Source organism: Polaribacter sp. HL-MS24, assembly GCF_032758595.1.
Lineage (GTDB): Bacteria > Bacteroidota > Bacteroidia > Flavobacteriales > Flavobacteriaceae > Polaribacter.
Window position 1 is genome coordinate 54,282 of record NZ_CP136415.1, and the last position, 25,442, is coordinate 79,723.

Below are 25,442 nucleotides of genomic sequence, written 5' to 3' on the forward strand. Positions count from 1 at the left end.
TTTGTATGCACAACATTTAAATATAGGAACCTACATCTTTTCAACTTTACACTTTAATACTAACTACTTTTCTTTACATTTACTTCTATGAACTTCCTTGCCCATTTGTATCTTTCTCAAAACAATCCCGAGGTGATGATTGGTAATTTTATTGCAGATCATATTCGAGGAAATCGGTACGAGCATTTTTCAAAGGAAATTCAACAAGGCATCCAATTGCATCGCGAAATTGACACTTTTACTGATGCACATCACATTGTTCGAAAGAGCAAACGCAGATTGCACCAAAGATACAGACATTATGACGGAGTGATCATCGATATTTTTTTCGATCATTATTTGGCCAAAAATTGGGCACAGTATTCAGCCATTCCTTTAGCAAACTACACCAAAGCAATCCATCACTTTTTTAATAACAAATCGTCAGAACTACCCCCAAAATCACAAGAATTTATTCGCTATATGATTGAATATAATATCTTGTTCAACTACCAGCACGAAGACGGGATTGAAAAGGTTTTGAACGGAATGAACAGAAGAACTCAGGGAAAATCACAAATGCACTTGGCCATCGAAGACCTAAGAGAACTAAGCGTCGAATTTGAAGCCGATTTCACCTCCTTCTTCCATGAAGTGATTGCGTTTACAAATCAAAAACTAATTGAAATTCAAAATACCCCAACTAACTGATGAAAAAACTCCTCCTCTTTTTAAGTTGCTCTTTAGTCCTACTCCACTGCAGCCCTCCTAAAAAAACACATGGATTGACGACCCAAAACGCGATGATTGTTTCCGCCAGAGCAGAAGCCTCTCAAATTGGGGTCGCAATTTTACAACAGGGTGGAAATGCCTTTGATGCCATGGTTGCCACAGAATTGGCATTGGCAGTTGCCTATCCCTATGCTGGGAATATTGGAGGTGGTGGATTCATGGTCTACCGAAAAAACGATGGTGAAATTGGGGCCTTAGACTACCGAGAAAAAGCCCCATTAGCAGCATCCAAAAACATGTACTTGGATCACAATGAAGAGGTCATTCCAGGGAAAAGCACTCTCGGAGCATTATCGGTTGGAGTTCCAGGAACCATTGCGGGGGTTTTTGAAGTGCATCGGAAATTTGGAACGTTGAGCATTCAAGAAATTTTATCACCTGTAATTGCCTTGGCAAAAAGAGGTGTCGCGGTTACCTCAAAACAAGCTCACAGAATTGCAAACTACCAGTCTGCATTTTTAGAAGCGAATAAAGACTCCATACTGTTTCAAAAGGAGTGGAAAGAAAACGATACCATTCGTTATTTGGCATTGGCAGAAACACTGACTCGAATTCAACAAAAGGGCGCAAAGGAATTTTACAAAGGAGAAACGGCAAAACGTTTGGTGAAATTCATGCAAGAAAATGGGGGTATTCTCACTCTAGAAGATCTAGAAAAATACGAACCAAAGTGGAGAAAACCCATTCGCTTTTCCTATGATGATTTGAACATCATTTCCATGTCTCCTCCTTCGAGTGGAGGAATTTGTTTGGCACAGATCATGAATGCAATTGAACCTTTTCCATTAAACGAATATGGCCATAATTCTGTAAAAGCGATTCAAGTAATTACCGAAGCAGAGAGACGTTCGTATGCTGATCGAAGTTTCTATTTGGGAGATCCCGATTTTGTTTCGATCCCTCAAGAAGCATTGATTTCGAAAGAATATTCCCAAAAAAGAATGGCTAACTTTTCTTTTGAAAAAGCCACCCCCTCTTCTGAAGTATCGCACGGAAACATCCAAATAATCGAAAGTGACGAAACAACCCATTATTCTATTGTAGATGCGTTTGGAAACGCCATTTCAGTGACCACCACCATCAACGGAGGCTATGGATCCAAATTGTATTGTTCCGATTTAGGATTTTTTCTAAACAATGAAATGGACGATTTTAGCAGCAAACCTAGTAGTTCCAACATGTTTGGATTGGTGGGTGCTAAGGCCAACGAAATCGCCCCAGAAAAAAGAATGCTGAGCTCGATGACGCCAACCATAATTGAAAAAAACGGACAACTCTATATGATTTTAGGAACCCCTGGTGGATCGACCATTATCACTTCCGTTTTACAAACCATTTTAAATGTACACGAATTTGATATGAGCATGCAAGAAGCTGTCAATGCAGCACGGTTTCACCACCAATGGTTGCCCGATGAAATTCAATTAGAACCGAATAGTTTTTCTAGCACAGTAATTGAGAAGTTAAAAAGCTTGAACTATCAATTCACTGAAAGCGAATCGCTCGTCATTGGAAAAGTAGCAGCTATTTTGGTTTTAGAAAATGGAACATTAGAAGGAGGTGCAGACAAACGTGGTGATGATGCAGCTGCCGGTTTTTAACCAAAAAATAATAAAACTTTAAACTCTATGAAAACACAACCCTTCCATTTGGCCATACCCGTAAAAGATTTAGAAACCTGCAGAGCCTTCTACAGAGATGTTTTAGGCTGTGAAGAAGGAAGATGCGCAACACATTGGGTCGATTTTAATTTCTTTGGCCATCAATTGGTACTGCATCAAAAAGAAGGTTTTATTCCACAAAAAATATCAAATCCTGTCGATGGACATGAGGTCCCTGTCCCCCATTTCGGAGTGGTTTTAACTTGGGAAGACTGGCATCTATTAGCAGAAAAATTGAAAAAACTCAATACTCAATTTGTAATCGAACCCACCCTTCGATTTCAAGGACAGGCAGGAGAACAAGCAACCCTTTTTTTTAATGATCCTGAAGAAAATGCTTTAGAGTTCAAAGCTTTCAAAAACATTGACCAATTATTTGCAAGCTAATGCAACTCAAAGAAAGCCATATCGTTCCACAATTGGACAATCCGATTCGGTTTCAAGAATATGCCGTGGGTATTTTTAGCAGCATCCCTACTAAATCTGCCATCAAAAAAGCCATCAAAAAAGAATTGATCTTTATTGATGAGCAACTTGCTACTACTGCAAAATTCATAACAGGAGGAGAAAAAATTACCCTATTTGCTTCCGAAGTCTCCCCTCTTTTTAAACGATTCGAAATGCCTTTAGAAGTGGTTTTTGAAGATGAATATCTAGCAATCATCAACAAGCCTGCTGGAATATTAGTAAGTGGAAACACCTTCAAAACCATAGACAATGCCTTGCAACAAAATATCCAAAAGAGTCTTCAATTTGATGCAGTACGACCAAGACCAGTTCATCGCCTTGATTATCCCACAACAGGACTACTTGTTATTGGAAAAACAAGTGCTAGCATTCTTGCTTTGAACAATCTTTTTGAACAGAAAAAAATCAAGAAAACCTATTTTGCGATTTGCATTGGAAAAATGATGCCAGCAGGAACGATTCAGTTCCCCATTGATGAGAAGAATGCAAGCTCAGCATATGAAGTTCTACAAACGGCACGTTCAAAAAGATTTGAATTTTTGAATCTGGTACAACTACATCCAACCACAGGGAGAAGACATCAATTAAGAAAGCATTTGGCAGGCATTGGGAATCCGATTTTAGGAGATCAACAATATGGAATTCCAAATTTAATTTTAACTGGGAAAGGCATGTATTTACATGCTGGAATTTTAGAATTTACACATCCTTTTACCAAAGAGCCAATGAGGATTGAAAAAGAGCTCCCAAAAGCCTTTACAAAAATAATATCCTCCAAATAAAACCGTTATCTTTTCATTGAAGAAATTTTGTAAAAACAGAGCACAATGGCTGAATACGAAAAATCAAAACTAAACAGGGTTCAAAGAGGTGCCAACAGAGCAAGTTATGATGTTGAACAAATACATCGCATTGTAGATGCTGGATTTATTGGCTATGTTTCCTATGTATATGAAGGGAAAGCAATTAGCCTTCCAATGGCATACGGCAGAAGAGACAATCGGATTATTCTTCACGGTTCTAATGCCAACAGAATGCTGACTTCGCTTCTAAAAGCCAAAGAAATGAGTATGACTGTGATGCATCTCGATGCCTTAGTTATGGCACGTTCCGGATTTCATCATTCTGTGAATTACCGATCCGCTACCCTCTTTGGCACACCAAAGAAAATTGAAGAAAAAAAGAAAAAAGCGATGCCTTGTTCTGTTTAATGGAACATCTTATGAAAGGACGATGGGATGGAATTCGCGAAATGACTGAAGAAGAAATCGATCGAACTTTAGTCATCGAAATGACCATCAAAACTGCCTCTGCAAAAATTAGAGATGAAGGTGTGGCTGACGAACCCGAAGATTATAATTTGAATATTTGGGCTGGATTAATTCCTATCAAACAGATTGCTGAATACCCTGTTGCTGATCAAGGAAAGCCTCAACGTATGGAGATTCCCAAACACATTCTAGATTATTATGAAGAAAACAAAAAATAACTTCAAAAAAGAATTAAATTCGCCCTTTAACTGAATTCCAGACAAATGAAATCGTTTTTTAAAATCATAGGTACTCTTTTACTCTTGTTGATCTTGGCAGGAGGAATTTTCTTTGCCATAAAAAACGAAGCACTTCCAATTGGAGAACAAGGAATCGAAGCAGATGCTTTGGCTACAAAAATGTTGAAGGCAATGGACGTAGAGGCTTTCAAGTCCACTGAAATTTTGGAATGGAATTTTAGAAATAAACATCATTACAAATGGTTTAAAAACAATGACAGTGTGTTGGTTTCATGGGGGGGAAATAAAGTACTCCTAAACCTCAAAAATCCACATAAAAGCAGTGTTAGTGTCAATACAAAAAAGGAAACTGATTCGGAACTTATTGAAACGGCAACTGCTTACTTTAATAACGATTCTTTTTGGCTGGTAGCCCCTTACAAAGTATTTGATCAAGGGACCGAAAGAAGAATTGTAAAACAAGAAGGAAAAGCGTCTCTTTTAGTAACTTATACTTCTGGAGGAACCACACCGGGAGACTCCTATCTATGGAAATTAGATGAAAATGGAATGCCAATTTCTTTTAAAATGTGGGTTGATATCATTCCAGTAGGAGGAATCGAAGCATCTTGGGATCAACTTAAAATGACCCAATCTGGAATTCAACTTCCCACATCACACACTTTATCATTGTTTGGAATGCAACTAGCTATAGGAGCAATTGCCGCCTACAATCCAAATGCTGATCAACTAGCAAAAGAAGTTTTAAAAGCCATTCATCACGAGGCATATCAAGAAACGACACATTTAGAATGGAGTTTTGGAGGAAGACGTTTCTATAATTGGAACAAAAGAGATCATATCGTCTCAGTACGATGGGACAGTATACAGGTAGTGCTCCATCCCAATGATATTGAAAAAAGCAGTTTGTTTATCAACACAAAAAGCACCCTATCCAAAAAGGAAGAACTCATTACACAAGCAATGCATTATTTTAACAATGATAGCTTTTGGCTGGTGGGACCTCATAAATTATTTGAGAAGGGAATTCAACGAAGTATTCGAAAAGAGAATGAACAAAATGCCTTGTATGTTAAATACACCACAGGAGGATCAACTCCAGGAGATGCATATCTTTGGATCTTGGATGAAAACCACCTTCCAAAAAGTTTTAAAATGTATGTTCCATCCATGAAGATGGAAGGAATTTCTGCAACTTGGGACGATTGGATCAAAACAGAAAGTGGTACGCTATTGCCAACAAATCATTCTTTTGGTAAGGGCAGAATATTGAACATGGGCAACGTAAAAGGAACACGACAATGAACGCAAAAATTATTTCAAACGGGATCTTAAGAGCACTTGCAATTGTAGTAGGAATAGGAATTTTTCTCTATTTACTCTATCAAATTCAATCGGTCATCGTTTATATCATTATTGCAGGAATCTTATCCTTAATTACAAGACCGATGACCTTATTTTTAAGAACAAAATTGCGATTTCCAAATTCTATTGCAGTGATGACGACCATGATCTTTATGCTCGCTTTGTTGGCGGGATTGATTGGGTTATTTATCCCCTTAATCGCAGAACAAGGAGACAGTTTGTCTTTATTACAAGTAGATAGCTTACAAAAAAACATTCAGGATATTTTCAACCAAATTAATTCCTATTTTTCTTCAAAAGGAATTGATGTACTCTCTGAAATTAAAAACATGGACATCCTGACTCAATTCAAAGAAATTCCAAACCTCTTAAATTCGGTTGTTGGTGCTGTAGGTTCGATTAGCGTAGGCCTGTTTTCGGTTTTATTCATTTCGTTTTTCTTTATGAAAGACAGTAAAATATTGAAAAATGGACTTCTTCTTTTAGTTCCAAGTACTACCAAAGGAAGATTTTCCGATTCGTTGGAAACCATTAACAGTTTACTCTCACGCTATTTTATCGGTTTGATTTTACAAATCAGCATCCTCTTTATTTTGTATACCATCATCCTCTTGATTTTCGGAATCAACAATGCTATTGTCATTGCTTTTTTGTGTGCCTTACTCAATTTGATTCCCTATGTTGGACCATTGATTGGTGCTGTTATTATGTTTATCCTATCAATGACCAGCAATATCGGTCAGGACTTTCAAACAGTCATTTTACCCACAACTACCTATGTGATGATCGGATATTTCATTGCTCAAATAATTGATAATTTTGTAAGTCAACCCAAAATTTTCTCTAAAGCTACCAAAGCACATCCTTTAGAAATTTTCTTGGTAATCATCATTGGAGGTCTTTTATTTGGAATTACCGGAATGATCACTGCAGTCCCAATGTATACAGCATTGAAAGTGATTTTAAAAGAATTTTTATCTGAAAATAATATTGTAAAAACACTCACAAAAGACCTATAACTTTCTTTGAATCCAGCAATTCTCCATCCAGAAGTACAGCAATTTATTTCAGAAAATACTGACTCTGAAATTACAAATCTAATTTTAAAAGGGAGTCCTTTTCCAGAAATTACAATTCAAGAATTGGCAAATCAGATTCTAGCCAAACAGAAAGCTGAAAAGAAACTTCCCACTTGGTTTGCTCACAATACTATTTATTATCCTGCGAAAATCAGCATAGAGCAAACTTCATCAGAAATTGCTGCTCGCTATAAATTAGAACTAGTCTCTGGGAAATCAATCATCGATCTTACTGGAGGTTTTGGAGTTGATACCTTCTACTTTTCAAAGCTATTTTCAAAGGTTGTTCATTGTGAAATCAATAGTGATCTTTCTGAAATTGTAGCACACAATTATCAACAATTAGGCATTAACAATGTGGAGTTTTTTTCGGGAAACGGGATGAACTATTTAAAACAAGTGCATCAAAAATTTGATTGTATTTATATCGATCCTTCCCGAAGAGACGATGTCAAAGGAAAGGTTTTTTTATTAAAAGATTGTTTGCCTTATGTACCCCCAAAAATTGATTTTTTGTTTGAAAAAGCTACGCAAATACTGATCAAAACCTCACCAATATTAGACATTAGTAATACGATCAATGATTTAAAAAACGTAGAAAAAGTAAGGGTATTTGCACTTAATAACGAGGTGAAAGAATTACTTTTTGTTTTGAAAAAAGACTATGTTGGCAAAATCTTGATTGAGGCAGTCAACGTTCAAAAAGAAGCAATTCAAAAAATAGAATTCGTTCATCAATCCGATACAACGTCCAGCTATGCCCCACCCCTCTCATTCGTTTACGAGCCCAATGCTGCCATCTTAAAATCTGGAGGTTTTCATGAAGTTGGGCAGCAATTTCAGCTTCAAAAATTACATCAACATTCGCATTTATATACCTCCGACAGCTTGGTTTACTTTCTGGAAGAGCTTTTTCTGTAACGCATTGCATTCCCTATGACAAAAAGAAAATCAGAAAATTGCTTCCTAATCAAAAAGCAAACGTTACCATTCGGAATTTCCCAAAAAGTGTTGCTCAAATTCGTAAAGAAACACGCATCAAAGAAGGAGGAACAGATTTCCTATTCTTCACTACTGATTGCAATAACAAGCACATTGTTCTTTTTTGTAAAAAAGTATAACCTTCCAGAACTTTGCCCAATTTTCATACTAATACAAGGACATTTTTAGTAAGTTTGTAGTAAATCCATTTCAGTAAAGATGCAGATCCTCAATTATCAAGGTTTACAAATCATCCAAAATTCTCATTACAAAAAGGAGGACGCCTTAGTGATTGAAGCAGCACTTCAAATCAACATCAACAATACTCCCTATACAGTGGTGATGCGAACACCAGACAACGACTTAGAACTTGTTAGGGGCTTATTGTATGCCGAAGATATTTACAAAAAAAGTACTCCTTTTATATTTGAAGTCGTTGAAGAAAAAGATAACTTTGAAAGCGTCGTAAACATTACCGTTCCTAAAGATCAACTCGGAAAAGGATATCTAAACAAACGAACCTTACTCTCGGTTTCTTCGTGCGGAATTTGTGGAAAAAAAGAACTAAAAGATCTGAATGTTTCAGGAGAAAAAATCAATCTTCCCGATGCAGTCCTAACTCAAAACATTCAAGCTATGTTTGGAATTTTGCATCAACATCAAGAGGCATTTAAAAGCTCTGGAGGAAGTCATGCCGCTGCACTTTTCAACCGAAAGAATGAGCTTTTGAGCATCAAAGAAGATATTGGACGACACAATGCAGTGGATAAAGTAGTGGGGGATTTATTACTCAAAGATCAATTGCAAGACGCTACTTTTATGTTGGTAAGTGGGCGGGTTTCTTATGAAATCGTTTCCAAGGCCTTTATAGCGAAAATCCCAATCATAGTAGCAGTATCAGCCTGTTCTTCCCTTGCTGTTGACTTTGCTAAAGAATTTGGAATTTGTTTAATCGGATTTGCCAGAGGAGAAAAAATGACCCTCTATGCCAACCCAAATTATCTGACAAAGTAATCATGGAAGACAAACCACAGGCACAAACCCCCACGACCCTGACTGGCATTGAATTGACAAAAATTCCCAGCTCAGCAGTGGGAGTCAAAGCTATTGCATCGGCACTATCGCATATCTCAAATGAGGTGGGCTTGATTAAGGGAATTGGTTTGCTCAAAAATATCAATCAAAAAAATGGATTTGATTGTCCAGGTGCGCCTTACCAGATCCAGATGCAAAGCGAGCCTTTCTCGCTGAATATTGCGAAAATGGTGCAAAAGCAATAGCAGAAGAAGCTACTAAAAACAAAGTTTCTCCTTTATTTTTCGCAACACATTCGGTAAAAGAACTTTCCAAATTATCTGATTATGAAATCGGAAAAAGTGGACGAATTACCCACCCCATGTATTTGCCACAAGGAAAAGATCATTACGAAGAAATTTCATGGAAAACAGCCTTTGAATTGATTGGAAAAGAACTAAATCAATTAGAGACTCCCGATGAAGCGATCTTTTACACCTCTGGAAGAACCAGCAATGAGGCGGCTTTTTTATATCAGCTGTTTGTTCGAGAATTTGGGACCAATAATTTACCTGACTGTTCAAACATGTGTCATGAATCCAGTGGAGCAGCACTTACAGAAACGTTAGGAATTGGAAAAGGATCAGTGACCCTAGATGACTTCAATCATGCAGACTTGGTCATTGTGATCGGTCAAAATCCTGGGACAAATCACCCACGTATGCTGAGCGCTTTGAGTGAAACAAAACTCAAAGGCGGAAAAATCATAACCATTAACCCCCTACCAGAAGTTGGGTTACTCAATTTTAAAGACCCACAAAATCCCTTGAAGTGGGTTGGCAAAGGACAAGATTTGACAGATCTTTATCTCCAAGTAAAAATCAATGGAGATGTAGCCCTGTTAAAAATCATTCTCAAATTGATGAAAGCCAAGGAGGAGGAAAACCCTAAGAGTGTTTTTAACCACGACTTTATCAACGAAAAAACAGAGGGAATAGCAGATTTTCTTTCTGATTTGGACAACTATACGATAGAAGACTTGATAGCTCAAACTGGTTTAAATTTGTCTGCTATTGAAAAAGCAACCGAGTTAATTATTCAGAATGAACGAATTATTGTCTGTTGGGCAATGGGATTGACCCAACATAAAAATTCTGTAGACAATATTCGAGAGATTGTAAATTTACTTCTTCTTAAAGGAAGTATTGGAAAAAAAGGTGCTGGAACCTGTCCTGTTCGAGGCCATTCCAACGTTCAAGGAGATAGAACTATGGGGATATGGGAGAAACCCTCTGAAGCATTTTTAGACCGATTAGAAAAAGAATTTTCTTTTAAAGCCCCTCGAAAACACGGTTTTGATGTGGTAGGAGCCATCGAAGCGATGCAGCAACAAAAAGCCAAAGTCTTTATCGGACTCGGAGGCAATTTTATTTCGGCAACTCCAGATACCGAATTTACAGTCAGGGCTATGCAAAATTGTAGTCTTACGGTGCAAATCTCAACTAAACTAAATCGTAGTCATCTCATTCACGGAAAAAAAGCATTGATCCTCCCCTGCCTAGGTCGTTCTGAGAAAGACATTCAATCCTCGGGAGAACAATTTATTTCAGTAGAAAACTCGATGGGAATTGTGCATCAATCCAAAGGACATTTGACACCGCATTCCACACAGCTGTTAAGTGAACCCACAATTGTTGCCCAAATGGCAGCTGCAACCCTACAACAGTCTGTCACAAATTGGTCTGAACTAAGTTCTAATTACGATTTGATTCGTTCTAAAATAGAAGCTACCATTCCTGGTTTTGAAAATTTCAATCAGCGTATTCGAATTCCAGGCGGTTTCTCTTTGCCAAATAACGCACGAGAAAACGACTTTCGTCCAACAAAAACAGGAAAAGCGAATTTCACACTCAACAAACCCTCTGAAATTCAATTGAAAGCCCATCAGTTTTTGATGATGACCATTCGAACACACGATCAATACAATACTACAATTTATGGATTGGACGACCGCTATCGTGGAGTATTGAATGAGCGTAGAATTATTTTTATGAACCCAAAAGATATGGAACGAGTAGGACTTCAGAAATTAGACAAGGTAGATCTTACCAGTCATTTTAAAGGAGAACAACGACATGCTTTGGGCTTTTTAGTTGTTCCATACAATATACCGAAGCAGTGCACTGCTACCTACTTTCCAGAAACTAATGTTCTAGTACCTCTTCAAAGCAAGGCAGATATCAGCAATACTCCAGCTTCAAAAACAGTGATTATAAGCCTTAAAAAAAGTTAGAATGAAAAGATACTTTTGGATTTTTTTATTGGCTCCAATTGGAATGGTCACCGCGCAAGAAATCCCAACCCAAAAAAACCAAAAAGTATTCGGACAAGTTGATTTTTTGTCGATTCATATGCCTGATACAACCATTCCTGATGAAGCAAATATGGGCTTTACAGGAATTCATTATAACTTAAAAATGAATGATTGGAGCTATGCAGGTGTTGCTATTTACGGCAGTGTTACAGGACAAAGAGGAGGCTTTTTTACTCTTGGCGCCAATCTTGGAATTCAAAAAAACATCTTCAAGAACTTCTTTATAGACAGTGGAATTCACTTTGGAGGTGGGGGTGGTGCAGCTGCACCCGACGGAGGAGGCGCATTTATATTGGGTCATGCCAATTTAGGATATCATTTTCCTTATTTCTCTATCACAGCGGGTTGGAGTGCCATTGATTTCTTTGATGGGGGGTTGATTCAAAATCAGCAATGGAATGCAGCGCTACAGGTCCCTCTTTCCTTTGACTTCGCTTCACATCGACCCCATGAAAAAGAGTATGCCATAAAAGCTTTTCAAGATACTCCTTGGCATCAAAAACCGAAGAAAATAGGACTGCTTTTGCATTTGAACAATTTACGAGTGGATGACAAGGTTGCCAATACAGAAAATGAATATTTGATCGGACAAACCATCCGTTTAGCAGGATTTGAATTTGATGTCTACCTTAATAAAAAATGGTTTGTATTTATAAAAGCAGATGGTGCTTATCACGGAATTCAAGCAGGATACATGGATGTCCTTATGGGTGGTGGTTATGAGTTTTCGATGAATAAAAACCGTACGCATCTTCTTGCCAAATTGGGCTTTGGTGCAGGGGGTGGTGGAGGTGTAGACACCCGAGGAGGTTTTTTACTCTATCCTGATGTATCAATAGAACAAAAAATCTCAAAGGGAATTTCTCTTAGTATTAACAAAGGATACCTCTTTACCCCTGACCGACATTTTTTTACTTCAACCTATGGAGTTGGGTTAAAGTATACTGCCCATGTAAATGGTTCTCAATCCAAAACAAAAACCTATACATCTGGAAAATTCAAAGGCTTTGAATTTTCGCTAAGCCAAGAGCTGTATTGGAATGCAAAAAGAGGTAGCAATCCTACTGAAAATTTACAACAAATATCCATGCAACTTAATGTAGAATTGAATCAGCACCTTTATATCGCGGGGCAAACCTCTTTTGCAAATTTTGGAAATGCAGGGGCTTATGCTGAGGGAATTGTTGGATTTGGTGTAAAAGTGACTCCATTCCCAGCACTTCAAACAAGTTTTTTCTCGCAAATTTTGACGGGTGCAGCTGGAGGTGGAGACATCAAAACCAAACAGGGATTGATTGTAAAGAGCAGTTTTGGAATCGATCAACCTCTTGGTGATACACTCTCATTTCAGCTGTCTGCAGGCTTTGTAAAATCTTTGGGTGGTGGACTCAACAGCCCACTACTAAATGTAGGTCTCAAGTACCGTTTTTCGTATTTACAATTGAAATAGTTCAGTGTGTACTCCTTCAACAGCAAGCATTGATTGAAACCAGTATCATACAACAAGCTACACAAAGCTATAAGTGATCATCTCAAAATTCACTTGGATTTTCTTGGAGCTCCTTAATTTAAAGGAAAGGGATTTTTTTATTGTTTAGTGTAATCGAAAAAAATAATTGGCTACTTGGGCAAAATATTTTTTTCATATTTATTGTGGATCATTATAATTGATAATCCAAAGAGAACAGCTGCAACGATTAAAATAGTACTTACTATTCCACTTACTCCAAAGGACATTCGGATTAAAATCGTTGAAACTATAAATCCAGAATTTCTAATTATTTTATGAAATTTATTTGTGTAAAAAAAGGAGATCAACAAGAGAACGACATCTACCAATATTAAAACTGTAAAAAATTCGTCAAAAAAGAGGTTATTAATTGTTTCAAAACTAGGTAAATTATTAGAGGTAAAAGAAATATCGGAAGCCCAATTAAAAAGAGTAACTACAGCCATTATAAAAAATATGGGAACAAGAACGATCGCAATTATCTTCTTTCTGCTAACAAATCGCTCAATTCTTGATTTACTCTCATCGGATGGTAGGGACTTCATGGCCCCTCGTTTTTCAAACTGATAAATAAGGTAGAAAAGAATGATTGAAGCCAAAATATCATAGGTAAATTGTAAATCTCCTTTAATCTCGAACCAATCTGATGACAATTCAATAGCAGATAAATCTTTAAATAATTTTCGAATAATTATGAGTGCTATAATTTCGTACTGTTTGGTAATGTAAGTAGTAAATGACTTCGGTAAATAATAAATTAATAAATAAACTTCATAAATAAGGATAAATGAAAATGGGGTGTAAATTGCCGATATTGGATTTTTAAATAAATCTGAGGCTAAATGAAAATTTAGAATATTAAATTTTGCTAAGGTAGATGAACATTAAGTGGATGAAAAATCCAAATAGTGCAACATAGAGTATTGTTTTTTCAATTCGCCTTTTGGCATTCTCAGATAGAAAAAATTGAAACAGTGTATTTGATAAATTCATATGCTAATTATTCTGATACCTCTAACCTAACATTGTTGTGGAAATTAGTTGTGTTATTAAACACTAAAGTTAACAAATTAAAACTGAACAGAAGAAACTCACGAGTTTGCATAAACAAAATAAAGACAAACAATAAGCGTTTAGTGGCGTCCGTTCAATTTTTTTTCTATGTTTATGCACTCCTTTGATGCATTCTTTTCTCTTTCATACAGAGGATGTTCTCCGATTTGTCAATAAAGGTAAATATTCAGTTCAAACATTCGAATTTCATCGAAAGGGTTAGAACCATATTAAATGATGGATCTATGAAACCTACAGATTTTTGGAAGTGAGAAATGTGATCTTATTTTTAAGAGAAATTCAAACTAGAAGAAGCCATTTGAAACCTGAGTTTTACCCAACAAAAAAGCCTCACATTTCTGTGAAGCTTTAAGTGAGCCCTGCAGGATTCGAACCTGCGACCGCCTCCTTAGAAGGGAGGTGCTCTATCCAGCTGAGCTAAGAGCCCGTAATTTTAGAGTTGTTACGACCAACTGTGTCGGGGTGGCAGGATTCGAACCTGCGACCTCCTCGTCCCAAACGAGGCGCGATGACCGGGCTACGCTACACCCCGAGTGCAATTTTCTTAGCGGAGAGACAGGGACTCGAACCCTGGCGACAGTTACCCGTCGACAGATTAGCAATCTGCTCCATTACCACTCTGGCACCTCTCCTTTTGACATCAAAAACAAGTTTGATATTAAAAATTGCGAGTGCAAATGTAGTATTACAATTGCACTTTTGCAAGGTTAATTTAATATATTTCGTATTTTTTTATTCGGGATATTCCACCCTCAAATGATAGATATTCAGTAACTTTTTCTTTATCACCTTCTTAATGATTTCAATCTCTCTAAAAGTAATGTCAGAATTTAAAAATTGACCATCATTCATCTGTTTATCGATAATTTTATTGATCAATTCATCTATTAACAAAGCCGAAGGTATTTTGATACTTTTTGAAGCAGCTTCTGAAGCATCACACATCATTAGAATTGCCGTTTCTTTCGAAAATGGAATGGGTCCTTTGTATTGAAATTTGGTCATATCTACATCTGGATTTTGTTCTTTCTCCTTCATATAAAAATAATAGGTAGTACTCGTTCCGTGATGGGTTCGTATAAAATCGATAATTCGATCTGGAATATTGTATTTTTTTGCCAATTCAATCCCCTTAATCACATGATCCGTGATGATTTTAGAACTATCCACTGGAGACAAATCACTATGTGGATTGACAGCTGTAGTTTGGTTTTCTGTAAAATACAAAGGGTTGAGTATTTTACCAATATCGTGATACAAAGCTCCTGTCCGAACCAACATCGAATTTGCACCGATTTCGTTGGCAGCAGCTTCAGCTAAATTTGCCACTTGCATTGAATGCTGGAAAGTTCCGGGTGCCTTTTCATTCAATTCTCGTAAAAGTTTACTGTTAGTGTTTGAAAGCTCTAGCAAGGTAACATCTGAAACCAATCCAAAAACCTTTTCGTAGACGTAGATAAAAAAGATGGATAAAAAAGATAAAACCCCGTTGGCAGCAAACATCATAAAATAATTTCCGTTTATTTGCGAAGCATCTCCTTCTTTGATAATAGAAAAGGCAAAATAGGTTAGCATGTAGATCAGGGTAATTTGCCCCACAGAAATAAACAAGTTGGCTCTTTTGTACAATTCTGAAACGGTAAGAATGGTTACTATCCCTGCAATAATATGTAAGTAAATAAACTCGAAACTATTGGGAACAATAAAGCCCAAGAGCAAAATGGTTAATACATGAGTAAACAAGCCCAAACGTGCATCAAAAAATGCTTTTAAAACAATTGGCAATACACTCAATGGCACCACATATAAAAAATCTGAATTGTATTTAATTACCAAAGTCTGAATAAAAATCATGAAAAAAACATTCAGATAAATAAAGGTGACCTTATTATTATTGTTAAATATTTCAATTCGATATTTATGCAAAAAAAGGAGCAACATTAACAATGCCAAAGAGACCAAGATAGTGTATCCGAACACAATCCAATTGTAATAAGAAGCTGTCCAAACTTTGGATTCAAATTCACTTTTTAATGAATTCAATATGGCTAGCTTTTCTCCCTCCACCAAATCTCCTTTCATGATGATCAGTTTCCCCTTAGACACCATTCCTTTGGTATAAGAAATGGCATCCATTTCGGTTTGTGTCATTTTTTTGGTAAAAACCTCATCAAAAGAAATATTAGGCTGTATAATTTCTGATAAAATATCTAAAACATTGTTTTTTACAGTACTATTTTGATCATCTTCTAATTCTTTTTTAATTTCTAAAAAGACACGATTGGAATTTAGGAAGCTCTTGTAGGGAACATCAGAGATTTGATTGTTCTTCTTGAGAATTACCATGCTATTCTCGTCTGTAACAACGCCTTCACTGGTCACTTCTAAAAAACCGTTGGCATATACATTTTGAATAATTTTTTCTCCTTTGTTTTTATAAAAACTAAGAACCGAATTGCTGATAGAATCTCTTATTGCGAGAGCAAGCATGCGATTATCAAATCGCCTCAATACCTCATCTTCGATTGTCGAATTACTTAAAAAATAAATCTTGGAATTGGTAAGAACCTGTTTCTTTTCCTGTTCAATTTCTGCTTTTGTTTTCTGAATTGCAAAATCAAAAGTCGCATACAGGTTTTCGTATTTCCATACTTTCCCATTGTTAAATTCATATTTAAACTGCCCCCCTTTTGGAAACAAGTACACAATTGCAAATGTGGTTACTAAAAACAGTAGTACTTTGTAGATTACTGTATTATTTTGATAAATTTTATTTATAAAATTTTGCATAGAAAAGAAATTTCAACAACAAACTTACTGTAAAAAAATCAAGCTTTAAAATTCACTGGGGCATATAAAAGTTAAATTCATTAAAAATGGTTATTTTAGCAGTAGTAAATATCCAAAAAATGTCTTGTTCATGAAAGAAGTAGTTATTGTCTCTGTAGCGAGAACTCCTATCGGTAGCTTTATGGGGAGTTTAGCTTCAATACCGGCAACAGAATTAGGTACTATAGCTATTAAAGGAGCTTTAGAAAAAATTCAATTAGACCCCAATTTAGTGGACGAAGTATTTATGGGAAATGTTGTTTCTGCAGGCTTAGGACAGGCTCCTGCAAGACAAGCAGCTCTAGGTGCAGGAATTCCCAATACAGTACCCTGCACTACAGTTAATAAAGTTTGCTCTTCTGGGATGAAGTCCATAATGCTAGCAGCACAAGCAATTGCAATTGGAGATGCTGACGTTGTTATTGCTGGAGGAATGGAGAACATGAGTCAGATACCCCATTATCAACATGCAAGAAATGGCAACAAATTTGGCCCCATTACCTTAGAGGATGGCTTGCAAAAAGACGGATTGGTAGACGCTTACGAAAAAGTAGCCATGGGGGTTTGCGCCGATGAATGCGCAACTAAATATGGATTTTCTAGGACTGATCAAGATGCTTATGCAATTCAATCATACAAACGCGCTGCTGCTGCTTGGGAAGCAGGAAAGTTTGCAGAGGAAATTGTTCCCGTGGAAATCCCACAACGTCGTGGAGCTCCAATTCTTTTTTCGGAAGATGAAGAATATAAAAATGTACACATGGAAAAAATTCCAGCATTGCGTGCTGCCTTTACAAAAGACGGTACTGTTACAGCTGCAAACGCTTCGACAATCAATGACGGTGGCGCTGCACTAGTATTAATGTCAGCAGAGAAGGCAAGCGAATTGAAGCTATCCCCTATTGCAAAAATCAGAAGTTATGCAGACGCTGCACAAGAACCAAAATGGTTTACGACAGCACCTTCAAAAGCAATTCCAAAAGCCCTTGAAAAAGCAAATCTTTCGATAGAAGAAGTTGATTTTTTTGAATTGAACGAAGCTTTTTCTGTTGTAGGTTTAGCAAATATGAAAATCTTAGAAATTACAGCTGATCGAGTAAATGTAAATGGAGGAGCCGTTTCTTTAGGACATCCTTTGGGAGTTTCTGGTGCAAGAATTGTAATTGCTCTCACCTCAATTTTGAAACAAAACAACGCCACTATTGGTGTTGCTGGAATTTGTAATGGTGGCGGTGGCGCAAGCGCAATCATTATTGAAAGACAATAAATATTACACTCATTAATACACGCCATTTGTTATACGGAATTTGTAATTTAAGCACAGTACCGCTTCGTCTGGAAGCCGCTGATCCATCAGAAATGGTGAACCAAATTTTATTTGGTGAACATTTTGAGATATTGGAGCAAGATAAAAAGTGGAGTAAAATTAGACTTTTCCACGATCATTACGAAGGCTATGTCGATAATAAGCAATTTGAACAAATTACAGAAGAAGTATTTAGACAACTCTCTGAAACAATGCATCAGTATTCAGGCGAATTTGTGGACTTTATCACCGATTCAAAAAATGAATTGACCACCATCCCTATCGGATCTTGTTTGCCTTTTTTTGAAAACAATTTTTTACAAATCAACGATACTCAATTTTCGTACGAAGGACGTGTTCTTAACAAACAATTACCCAAAGAAGAGCTTATTCAAAAAGCCTTTCTCTTTTTGAATGCTCCCTACTTATGGGGAGGAAGAACGCCTTTCGGAATTGACTGTTCGGGTTTTACACAAATGGTCTATAGACTCTGTGGACATTCTTTATTAAGAGACGCAAAAGAACAAGCATCTCAAGGAGAGGTGCTGAGTTTTATCGAAGAAAGTGAAGCGGGAGATTTGGCATTTTTTGACAACGAAGAAGGAAACATTACTCATGTTGGAATCATCATGAACGATTATCATATTATTCATGCTCACGGAAAAGTTCGTATAGACACCTTAGACCATAGTGGCATCTACAATGTAGACCTTCAAAAGCACACACACAAACTAAGAGTTATTAAAAAAATTATATAGACAAAAAAAAACCGAAACAATTGTTTCGGTTTTTTTTATCTCTAGGAGCTACTATTTCATTTCATTGTACAACGCTCTATACTCTTTCGATTTCTCATCCATTTCTAAAGTGTCATAGATGTTTAAAAGGGTTTTTACAGTATCGATAGATCTTTTGATTTGGTCTGCTTTTTCCAAGTAAGGCATTGCAGTTCTACAAACTTCTCTTTGCTTCTCCTCTAACTCATCGTATTTCTTAAAGTCATTCAAATTTGCATTCATTTCTTCAATGATTGCAACTCTTTCATTTAAGATAGAATAAGCAAGATTTAAATAAGCGTCTCTATATTCAGGATCTAATTCAATTGCCTTTTTATAATATCCTTCAGCAATTTTATTCTTTTTCTGGTTATAATTCACAACTCCTAAGTTGAAAAACAAGTTTGGGTTGGTTGGATCCATCTCGACTGCTTGCTCCATTAATTCTCCAAATAAATCCATTTTTTCCAATTTAATATACAATTCAGCTTCTGCTAACAGTAAATTTAAATCTTCTGGATTATCAGCTCTTGCTTCTTTAATAGCAATAATCGCTTCATCAACTTTCCCCTGATCTTTTAAAATCAAGGCGATGTTCTTAACAATAGTAGCTCTCTTTGACTCTGATACTTGATCTTCTGGATTGGTATAAGTTCCTAATTTCACAAAAAGATCTCTTTGACTTTTAGAACCAATATTTTCTACACCTCCAGTTTCCACATTGGTGGCTAAATATTCGGTAGTAATTCCTGTGTACCCACTATCTTTCAACTCTTTGTAATAAACCAACGCAGTATCAAAGTCTCTAGCTTGTGTAGCACTCACTGCTGCATTAAACATAAAAGCCGTATCAATTGGATTCAACTTGTAGGTTAAGTAAAAAAGCTTTGCTGCATTTCCATAATCTTGATCCGTATTGTATAATTGCAAGGCTTTTTCTGAAACTTCCGTTCTCAATTGATCTAAAATTGGTCTTGCTTTACTAGAGTATCTTTGTTTTCCGATTTCATCCTCGTAAGCAAAAAGTGTGCTAAAAGCATCAGCTGCTGCTGTATAATCCTTTTGTCCTGCATAAGCCTGCGCTTTGAAGAAATAAAATTTAGCTGTACTTTTTGCATCCATATTCCCCAACAAAGCTTCGGCAGCAGTAATAGCAGTTAGTGCATCTGCATACTGTTCTTTTTTAATGGCTTTTTCAGCTGCTTTTAATTCATTTTTTTGAGCGAAAACTCCTATCGACATCAATGCGAACGATAACGCTATAATTTGTTTTTTCATGATCTTAATTGTTAAATTCTATTTTTCTACTATTCTTGATTTTCGGTTGAATCATTTTCGGTTGAATCCTCTTCAATTTTTATGCCATCTTCATTTTGTGTTTCAGATAGCTCATCAGCATCCTCTTCAACATCTTCTTCATGCGCTACTTTGGCTACGGCAGCAATACTGTCTGAATCTTTAATATTAATCAACCGCACCCCTTGTGTTGCACGTCCCATTACTCTTAAATCTTCTACAGCCATTCTGATCGTTAACCCCGATTTATTGATGATCATCAAATCGTTGGAATCATCTACGTTTTTAATTGCTACTAAATTACCCGTTTTTTCTGATATATTTAAAGTTTTTACACCTTTTCCTCCTCGATTGGTAATTCTGTAATCTTCTAGTTTAGAGCGTTTTCCGTATCCTTTTTCTGAAACAACTAAGATGTTACTCTCCATGTCGTTTACGGCAACCATTCCAATCAATTCATCTTCTTCATTTTGTAAAGTAATTCCTCGAACACCAGATGCTGTTCTTCCCATTGGACGGGTTTTGGCCTCTTCAAAACGAATTGTTTTACCAGATTTCAAAGCCAACATCACTTGACTATCTCCTGTGGTCAATTTTGCTTCTAGCAGTTCATCACCATCCTTGATTGTAATTGCATTGATACCGTTTGTTCTTGGACGAGAATATTGTTCTAAAGAAGTCTTTTTAACTTGACCTTTCTTGGTTGCCATAATTACATAATGACTATTGATGTATTCTTCGTCTTTCAAATCTTGGGTTACTAAGAAAGCTTTAACCTTATCATCTTGCTCGATATTGATTAAGTTTTGCATAGCACGTCCTTTGGTGTTCTTTCCTCCTTCTGGAATTTCGTAAACTCGCATCCAAAATACTTTCCCTTTTTGCGTAAAGAACATCATGTATTGGTGATTCGTTCCAACAAACAAGTGCTCTAAGAAATCTTCATTTCTAGTAGTTGCACCTTTTTGACCTCTACCTCCTCTATTCTGAACTTTATATTCATCAAGATTCGTTCGCTTTAAGTACCCTGCATTCGAAATGGTAACCACTACTTTCGTATCAGGAATCATGTCTTCAATTCGCATGTCTCCTCCAGCGTATTCAATCACGGATCTTCGCTCATCACCGTATTTATCTTTGATCAATAATAATTCATCCTTGATAATTTGGTAACGTCTAGGCTCATTCTCTAAAATGTCTTTTAAATTTGCAATCGTAGCAATAATATCATCGTATTCTGCACGTAACTTGTCTTGCTCCAGACCAGTTAACTGACGCAAACGCATTTCGACAATTGCTTTGGCTTGAATTTCTGTCAATTCAAAACGGGCAATCAACGCTTCTCTTGCTTCATCTGCATTTCCACAAGCTCTTATAATTTTAATCACTTCATCAATATTGTCTGACGCAATAATTAATCCCTCTAAAATATGAGCTCTTGCTTCTGCTTTTTTCAATTCAAATTCAGTTCTACGAACGACAACTTCATGCCTGTGCTCTACGAAATAATGAATTAGTTGCTTTAAGTTTAATTGTTCTGGACGTCCTTTGACTAAGGCGATATTGTTTACGCTAAACGACGTTTGCAATTGAGTGTACTTGTATAATTTATTGAGAACGATATTAGGAATGGCATCTCTTTTTAAAATGTACACAATACGCATTCCATTTCGATCCGATTCGTCACGTATATTTGCAATTCCTTCTAATTTCTTTTCATTGACCAATTCCGCAGTTTTCTTAATCATTTCTGCTTTGTTGACCTGATAAGGGATTTCTGTAACAATGATACACTCTCTTCCCTTCACTTCCTCAATAATGGCTTTAGCACGCATTACAATACGTCCACGGCCAGTATGAAATGCGTCTCTTACTCCATCGTAGCCATAGATCGTTCCTCCAGTAGGAAAATCGGGAGCAGTGATGTGTTGCATGAGTTCATCAATATCAATATCTCTGTTTTCAATGTAGGCTATGGTTCCATTGATAACTTCTGTTAAATTGTGTGGCGCCATGTTGGTAGCCATCCCAACTGCAATCCCAGAAGCACCATTGACCAATAAATTTGGAATTCGAGTAGGTAATACGGTTGGTTCCTGTAAAGTATCATCAAAATTAAGTTGATGATCAACGGTGTCTTTTTCAATATCCGCCAACATATCCTCCGATATCTTCTGCATTCGGACTTCCGTATAACGCATAGCTGCAGGAGAATCTCCATCTACAGAACCAAAGTTCCCTTGACCATCGACCATCATATATCGTACGCTCCAGTTTTGAGCCATACGCACCATCGAATCGTAAACAGATGTATCTCCATGAGGGTGATACTTTCCTAAAACTTCCCCAACAATTCTTGCTGATTTCTTATACGATCCAGTTGCTTTAATTCCCAACTCATGCATTCCAAACAAAACTCTTCTGTGAACAGGTTTTAAACCGTCTCTTACATCGGGTAAGGCTCTTGAAACTATCACTGACATCGAGTAATCGATGTATGCAGATTTCATCTGCTCTTCAATGTTAATAGGAATTAACTTTTCTCCGTCTGCCATATCTAATCTATATAATTTTTAATCCTTTTTTTTAAACAAGGCAAGATACTATTTTTGATACTATCTACAAAGGTTTAAGTCTTTCTAATCAGGAAGAGTTATCAACATTTTTTAATAATTTTTAACCGTCTTTTATCTTACTGATTTTCAGCCTTTTTTAGCCCTTTTAAACAAGAAAATCCGATAGATTTTTGTGCTTCCTCATTTTTTTGTATTTTTCTACTAAATTTCCTCCAAAAAAAGGATTAAATTTACATGAATAAAGAAAGAATATATGGACGACAATTTTTCACCAAAGGTTAGAGATGTAATTACATTCAGCAAAGAAGAAGCGATACGCTTAGGGAACGATTTTATCGGTACAGAACATCTTCTCCTAGGACTGATTCGGAAAAAAGATGGGAAAGCGGTAGAAATTTTAACCTCTTTCGATGTCGACTTTATTCTGTTGCGAAAAAAACTAGAACAATTAAATCCTGCTGAGCCAACATTGTTGCCTCGCGAGGGTAAGAAAAATCTTCACCTAACTAGACAAGCCGAAAAAGCCCTTAAAACTACTTTTTTAGAGGCCAAATTATATCAAAGTGAATCGATCGATACTGCACATTTATTGTTATGCATATTGCGTAATGAAAATGACCCTGCTACAAAGTTACTTCATAAATACCATGTCAATTATGATGGAGCAAAAGCCTTGTACAAAGAATTGCATGTAAAGAAAGATCTTCCACAAAATCCGATTGCAGAAACTCCATCAGATGACGAATTTGAATCAGAAAAACCAAATCCGTTTGAACAACAAGCTTCTAAAGGAAGCGCACATAAAAAGTCGAAAACACCAGTGTTGGATAATTTTGGAAGAGATTTAACTGCGCTTGCCGAATTAGGAAAACTAGATCCTGTTGTTGGGCGTCAAAAAGAAATTGAACGGGTTTCACAAATCTTGAGTAGAAGAAAGAAAAACAATCCGATGTTGATTGGTGAACCTGGAGTTGGGAAATCTGCCATTGCAGAAGGTTTGGCATTACGTATTATAGAACGCAAAGTGTCTCGAATTTTATTTGACAAACGTTTGGTCTCTTTAGACCTTGCAAGTTTGGTTGCAGGAACAAAATACCGTGGTCAATTTGAAGAGCGTATGAAAGCTTTAATGAATGAGTTGGAGAAAAACGATGACATCATTTTATTTATTGATGAAATTCATACGATTGTAGGTGCAGGTGGAGCTACCGGTTCTTTAGATGCATCGAACATGCTGAAACCAGCACTTGCCAGAGGAGAAATCCAATGTATAGGTGCTACGACCCTAGATGAATTTAGAACGAATATCGAAAAAGATGGCGCATTGGAGAGACGTTTTCAAAAGGTTATTGTAGAGCCAACTTCAGTAGAAGAAACCATTCAGATTTTACAAAACATCAAAAACAAATACGAAGAACATCACCATGTCAATTATACAGACAACGCATTGGAAGCCTGTGTTAAATTGACCAATAGATATATGACCGACCGATACTTACCAGACAAGGCTATTGATGCTTTGGATGAAGCAGGGTCAAGAATACACATCACCAATATTGTGGTTCCACAACAAGTAATAGAACTTGAAACTCAATTAGAAACTATTCGTACCAACAAAACTAAAGCAGTAAACGGTCAGAAATATGAAGAGGCTGCCAAGTTACGAGATGACGAGAAAAATATAGAAGCAGCACTCAATTCTGCTCAAAAACAGTGGGAAGATGACTCGAAACTCAATCGGGAAATTGTTACTGAAGACAATGTCGCTGAAGTGGTTTCAATGATGACTGGAATACCTGTCAACAGAGTAGCTGAAGCAGAGAACAATCGTCTACACGACTTACCAAACTTGATCAAAGGAAAAGTTATAGGTCAAAATGAAGCCGTAACCAAAGTTGTAAAAGCCATTCAACGAAATAGAGTAGGTCTTAAAGATCCAAACAAACCAATTGGTTCTTTTATTTTCTTGGGACAAACGGGAGTTGGAAAAACACAGCTCGCAAAAGTATTGGCACGTGAACTGTTTGACTCAGAAGACTCTTTGATTCGAATTGACATGAGTGAATACATGGAGAAATTTGCTATTTCACGTTTAATCGGAGCACCTCCGGGATATGTTGGTTATGAAGAAGGCGGACAATTGACCGAGAAAGTTCGAAGAAAACCTTATTCTGTAATTTTATTGGATGAAATCGAAAAGGCACATCCTGATGTATTCAATATGTTATTGCAAATTTTAGATGATGGACACATCACCGATAGTTTAGGAAGAAAAATTGACTTTAGAAACACCATTATCATTATGACATCCAATATTGGAGCTCGTCAACTAAAAGATTTTGGCGGTGGTGTTGGCTTTGGAACTTCTTCCAAAAAAGAACAAGCAGAAGCGCACGAAAAATCAGTCATCGAAGGTGCCTTGAAAAAATCGTTTGCACCCGAATTTTTAAATCGAATTGATGATGTGATTATTTTCAATACCTTAGAAAGAGAAGACATTCACGCCATCATCGATATAGAATTGGGCAAGCTACTTCACAGAATCTCTGATTTAGGCTACACTTTGAATCTAAGCGACAAAGCCAAAGATTACATAGCAGACAAAGGTTTTGATAAAAAATACGGTGCAAGACCTCTTAAAAGAGCCATTCAAAAATACATTGAAGATGCCTTGGCAGAAGAAATTGTAAATTCTAAACTCTCGGAAGGAGATACCATTGCAATGGATTTAGACGAGGCCAAAAGCGAACTCACAATCAAAATTAAGAAAGGAAAGAAGAAAGAAGAAACTCGAACAGAAACAGAATCTTAATTCTACAAATACAATCCCAAACATTCGTTTGGGATTTTTT

The 25,442-nt window shown here is 36.6% G+C and carries 19 protein-coding genes, 3 tRNA genes and 1 pseudogene; 16 read left to right on the top strand and 7 right to left on the bottom strand.

All coding sequences use genetic code 11. The features are described 5' to 3' along the window. The first annotated feature begins 87 nt into the window (after nucleotides 1-87). The 13 genes and pseudogenes from RRF69_RS00270 to RRF69_RS00335 all read left to right on the top strand — a co-directional run bounded on the left by RRF69_RS00270 (nucleotide 88) and on the right by RRF69_RS00335 (nucleotide 12,673). Nucleotides 88-690 carry an ACP phosphodiesterase gene (locus tag RRF69_RS00270; RefSeq protein WP_316940008.1) on the top strand — a complete coding sequence of 201 codons (603 nt, stop codon included), beginning with the start codon at nucleotides 88-90 and terminating at the stop codon, nucleotides 688-690. Next, nucleotides 690-2,372, top strand: a complete 1,683-nt coding sequence (gene ggt / locus RRF69_RS00275) for a gamma-glutamyltransferase (protein WP_316940009.1) — start codon at nucleotides 690-692, stop codon at nucleotides 2,370-2,372. Before RRF69_RS00270 ends, ggt begins: the two co-directional genes overlap by 1 nt. A 27-nt stretch (nucleotides 2,373-2,399) precedes the next feature. Then, entirely contained in the window at nucleotides 2,400-2,819 is a 420-nt protein-coding gene (locus tag RRF69_RS00280) for a VOC family protein (RefSeq protein ID WP_316940010.1), read from the top strand. Continuing rightward, nucleotides 2,819-3,682, top strand: coding sequence for an RluA family pseudouridine synthase (locus RRF69_RS00285; protein ID WP_316940011.1), 864 nt, complete (start codon nucleotides 2,819-2,821; stop codon nucleotides 3,680-3,682). The genes RRF69_RS00280 and RRF69_RS00285 overlap by 1 nt, the downstream gene beginning before the upstream one ends. Nucleotides 3,683-3,727: 45 nt before the next feature. Next, entirely contained in the window at nucleotides 3,728-4,111 is a 384-nt protein-coding gene (locus RRF69_RS00290) for a pyridoxamine 5'-phosphate oxidase family protein (RefSeq protein WP_316940013.1), read from the top strand. A gap of 11 nt (nucleotides 4,112-4,122) precedes the next feature. Beyond that, nucleotides 4,123-4,389 (top strand): hypothetical protein, encoded by a 267-nt coding sequence (locus RRF69_RS00295; RefSeq protein ID WP_316940014.1) that lies wholly within the window; start codon nucleotides 4,123-4,125, stop codon nucleotides 4,387-4,389. Nucleotides 4,390-4,434: 45 nt separating this feature from the next. Then, entirely contained in the window at nucleotides 4,435-5,715 is a 1,281-nt protein-coding gene (locus RRF69_RS00300; RefSeq protein WP_316940015.1) for a hypothetical protein, read from the top strand. Beyond that, nucleotides 5,712-6,794, top strand: coding sequence for an AI-2E family transporter (locus RRF69_RS00305; protein ID WP_316940016.1), 1,083 nt, complete (start codon nucleotides 5,712-5,714; stop codon nucleotides 6,792-6,794). The genes RRF69_RS00300 and RRF69_RS00305 overlap by 4 nt, the downstream gene beginning before the upstream one ends. A 6-nt stretch (nucleotides 6,795-6,800) precedes the next feature. Further along, nucleotides 6,801-7,775, top strand: a complete 975-nt coding sequence (locus tag RRF69_RS00310) for a class I SAM-dependent methyltransferase (protein WP_316940017.1) — start codon at nucleotides 6,801-6,803, stop codon at nucleotides 7,773-7,775. 38 nt (nucleotides 7,776-7,813) lie between these two features. Beyond that, entirely contained in the window at nucleotides 7,814-7,975 is a 162-nt protein-coding gene (locus tag RRF69_RS00315; protein WP_316940018.1) for a THUMP-like domain-containing protein, read from the top strand. A 79-nt stretch (nucleotides 7,976-8,054) separates the two neighbouring features. Beyond that, entirely contained in the window at nucleotides 8,055-8,849 is a 795-nt protein-coding gene (gene fdhD / locus RRF69_RS00320; RefSeq protein ID WP_316940019.1) for a formate dehydrogenase accessory sulfurtransferase FdhD, read from the top strand. A 2-nt stretch (nucleotides 8,850-8,851) separates the two neighbouring features. Then, nucleotides 8,852-11,142 (top strand): annotated as a pseudogene (locus RRF69_RS00330) (FdhF/YdeP family oxidoreductase). A gap of 1 nt (nucleotide 11,143) precedes the next feature. Continuing rightward, nucleotides 11,144-12,673, top strand: a complete 1,530-nt coding sequence (locus RRF69_RS00335; RefSeq protein WP_316940022.1) for a hypothetical protein — start codon at nucleotides 11,144-11,146, stop codon at nucleotides 12,671-12,673. Between the two features lie 170 nt (nucleotides 12,674-12,843). Here the strand turns inward: RRF69_RS00335 and RRF69_RS00340 are convergent, their stop codons facing one another. The 5 genes from RRF69_RS00340 to RRF69_RS00360 all read right to left on the bottom strand — a co-directional run bounded on the left by RRF69_RS00340 (nucleotide 12,844) and on the right by RRF69_RS00360 (nucleotide 16,597). Continuing rightward, entirely contained in the window at nucleotides 12,844-13,278 is a 435-nt protein-coding gene (locus tag RRF69_RS00340) for a hypothetical protein (protein ID WP_316940023.1), read from the bottom strand. Between the two features lie 882 nt (nucleotides 13,279-14,160). Continuing rightward, a tRNA-Arg gene (locus RRF69_RS00345) sits at nucleotides 14,161-14,234 on the bottom strand. Nucleotides 14,235-14,264: 30 nt separating this feature from the next. After that, nucleotides 14,265-14,339, bottom strand: a tRNA-Pro gene (locus RRF69_RS00350). Between the two features lie 16 nt (nucleotides 14,340-14,355). Continuing rightward, a tRNA-Ser gene (locus RRF69_RS00355) sits at nucleotides 14,356-14,439 on the bottom strand. A gap of 100 nt (nucleotides 14,440-14,539) precedes the next feature. Then, the gene (locus RRF69_RS00360) at nucleotides 14,540-16,597 is read right to left on the bottom strand and encodes an HDIG domain-containing metalloprotein (RefSeq protein ID WP_316940024.1); all 2,058 of its coding nucleotides are present in this window, start codon (nucleotides 16,595-16,597) and stop codon (nucleotides 14,540-14,542) included. Nucleotides 16,598-16,727: 130 nt separating this feature from the next. Here RRF69_RS00360 and RRF69_RS00365 point away from each other — a divergent pair, with 130 nt between their 5' ends. After that, a complete protein-coding gene (locus RRF69_RS00365; RefSeq protein WP_316940026.1) occupies nucleotides 16,728-17,903 on the top strand; it encodes an acetyl-CoA C-acyltransferase in 1,176 nt (391 codons plus the stop codon). 26 nt (nucleotides 17,904-17,929) lie between these two features. Further along, entirely contained in the window at nucleotides 17,930-18,700 is a 771-nt protein-coding gene (locus tag RRF69_RS00370) for a C40 family peptidase (RefSeq protein ID WP_316940027.1), read from the top strand. A gap of 51 nt (nucleotides 18,701-18,751) precedes the next feature. Here the strand turns inward: RRF69_RS00370 and RRF69_RS00375 are convergent, their stop codons facing one another. After that, the gene (locus RRF69_RS00375) at nucleotides 18,752-19,996 is read right to left on the bottom strand and encodes a tetratricopeptide repeat protein (RefSeq protein ID WP_316940028.1); all 1,245 of its coding nucleotides are present in this window, start codon (nucleotides 19,994-19,996) and stop codon (nucleotides 18,752-18,754) included. 29 nt (nucleotides 19,997-20,025) lie between these two features. Then, the gene (gene gyrA, locus RRF69_RS00380) at nucleotides 20,026-22,569 is read right to left on the bottom strand and encodes a DNA gyrase subunit A (RefSeq protein ID WP_316940029.1); all 2,544 of its coding nucleotides are present in this window, start codon (nucleotides 22,567-22,569) and stop codon (nucleotides 20,026-20,028) included. Between the two features lie 274 nt (nucleotides 22,570-22,843). On the opposite strand from gyrA, the gene RRF69_RS00385 reads away from it, so the two are divergent. Continuing rightward, nucleotides 22,844-25,402 (top strand): ATP-dependent Clp protease ATP-binding subunit, encoded by a 2,559-nt coding sequence (locus RRF69_RS00385; RefSeq protein WP_316940030.1) that lies wholly within the window; start codon nucleotides 22,844-22,846, stop codon nucleotides 25,400-25,402. Nucleotides 25,403-25,442: the final 40 nt, after the last annotated feature.

Excerpts from the sequence above, each read along its gene's own strand:
- RRF69_RS00270 (WP_316940008.1), top strand. The coding sequence starts at position 88 with ATGAACTTCCTTGCCCATTTGTATCTTTCTCAAAACAATCCCGAGGTG.
- ggt (WP_316940009.1), top strand. The coding sequence starts at position 690 with ATGAAAAAACTCCTCCTCTTTTTAAGTTGCTCTTTAGTCCTACTCCAC.
- RRF69_RS00280 (WP_316940010.1), top strand. The coding sequence starts at position 2,400 with ATGAAAACACAACCCTTCCATTTGGCCATACCCGTAAAAGATTTAGAA.
- RRF69_RS00285 (WP_316940011.1), top strand. The coding sequence starts at position 2,819 with ATGCAACTCAAAGAAAGCCATATCGTTCCACAATTGGACAATCCGATT.
- RRF69_RS00290 (WP_316940013.1), top strand. The coding sequence starts at position 3,728 with ATGGCTGAATACGAAAAATCAAAACTAAACAGGGTTCAAAGAGGTGCC.
- RRF69_RS00295 (WP_316940014.1), top strand. The coding sequence starts at position 4,123 with ATGAAAGGACGATGGGATGGAATTCGCGAAATGACTGAAGAAGAAATC.
- RRF69_RS00300 (WP_316940015.1), top strand. The coding sequence starts at position 4,435 with ATGAAATCGTTTTTTAAAATCATAGGTACTCTTTTACTCTTGTTGATC.
- RRF69_RS00305 (WP_316940016.1), top strand. The coding sequence starts at position 5,712 with ATGAACGCAAAAATTATTTCAAACGGGATCTTAAGAGCACTTGCAATT.
- fdhD (WP_316940019.1), top strand. The coding sequence starts at position 8,055 with ATGCAGATCCTCAATTATCAAGGTTTACAAATCATCCAAAATTCTCAT.
- RRF69_RS00335 (WP_316940022.1), top strand. The coding sequence starts at position 11,144 with ATGAAAAGATACTTTTGGATTTTTTTATTGGCTCCAATTGGAATGGTC.
- RRF69_RS00340 (WP_316940023.1), bottom strand. The coding sequence starts at position 13,278 with ATGAAGTCCCTACCATCCGATGAGAGTAAATCAAGAATTGAGCGATTT.
- RRF69_RS00360 (WP_316940024.1), bottom strand. The coding sequence starts at position 16,597 with ATGCAAAATTTTATAAATAAAATTTATCAAAATAATACAGTAATCTAC.
- RRF69_RS00365 (WP_316940026.1), top strand. The coding sequence starts at position 16,728 with ATGAAAGAAGTAGTTATTGTCTCTGTAGCGAGAACTCCTATCGGTAGC.
- RRF69_RS00375 (WP_316940028.1), bottom strand. The coding sequence starts at position 19,996 with ATGAAAAAACAAATTATAGCGTTATCGTTCGCATTGATGTCGATAGGA.
- gyrA (WP_316940029.1), bottom strand. The coding sequence starts at position 22,569 with ATGGCAGACGGAGAAAAGTTAATTCCTATTAACATTGAAGAGCAGATG.
- RRF69_RS00385 (WP_316940030.1), top strand. The coding sequence starts at position 22,844 with ATGGACGACAATTTTTCACCAAAGGTTAGAGATGTAATTACATTCAGC.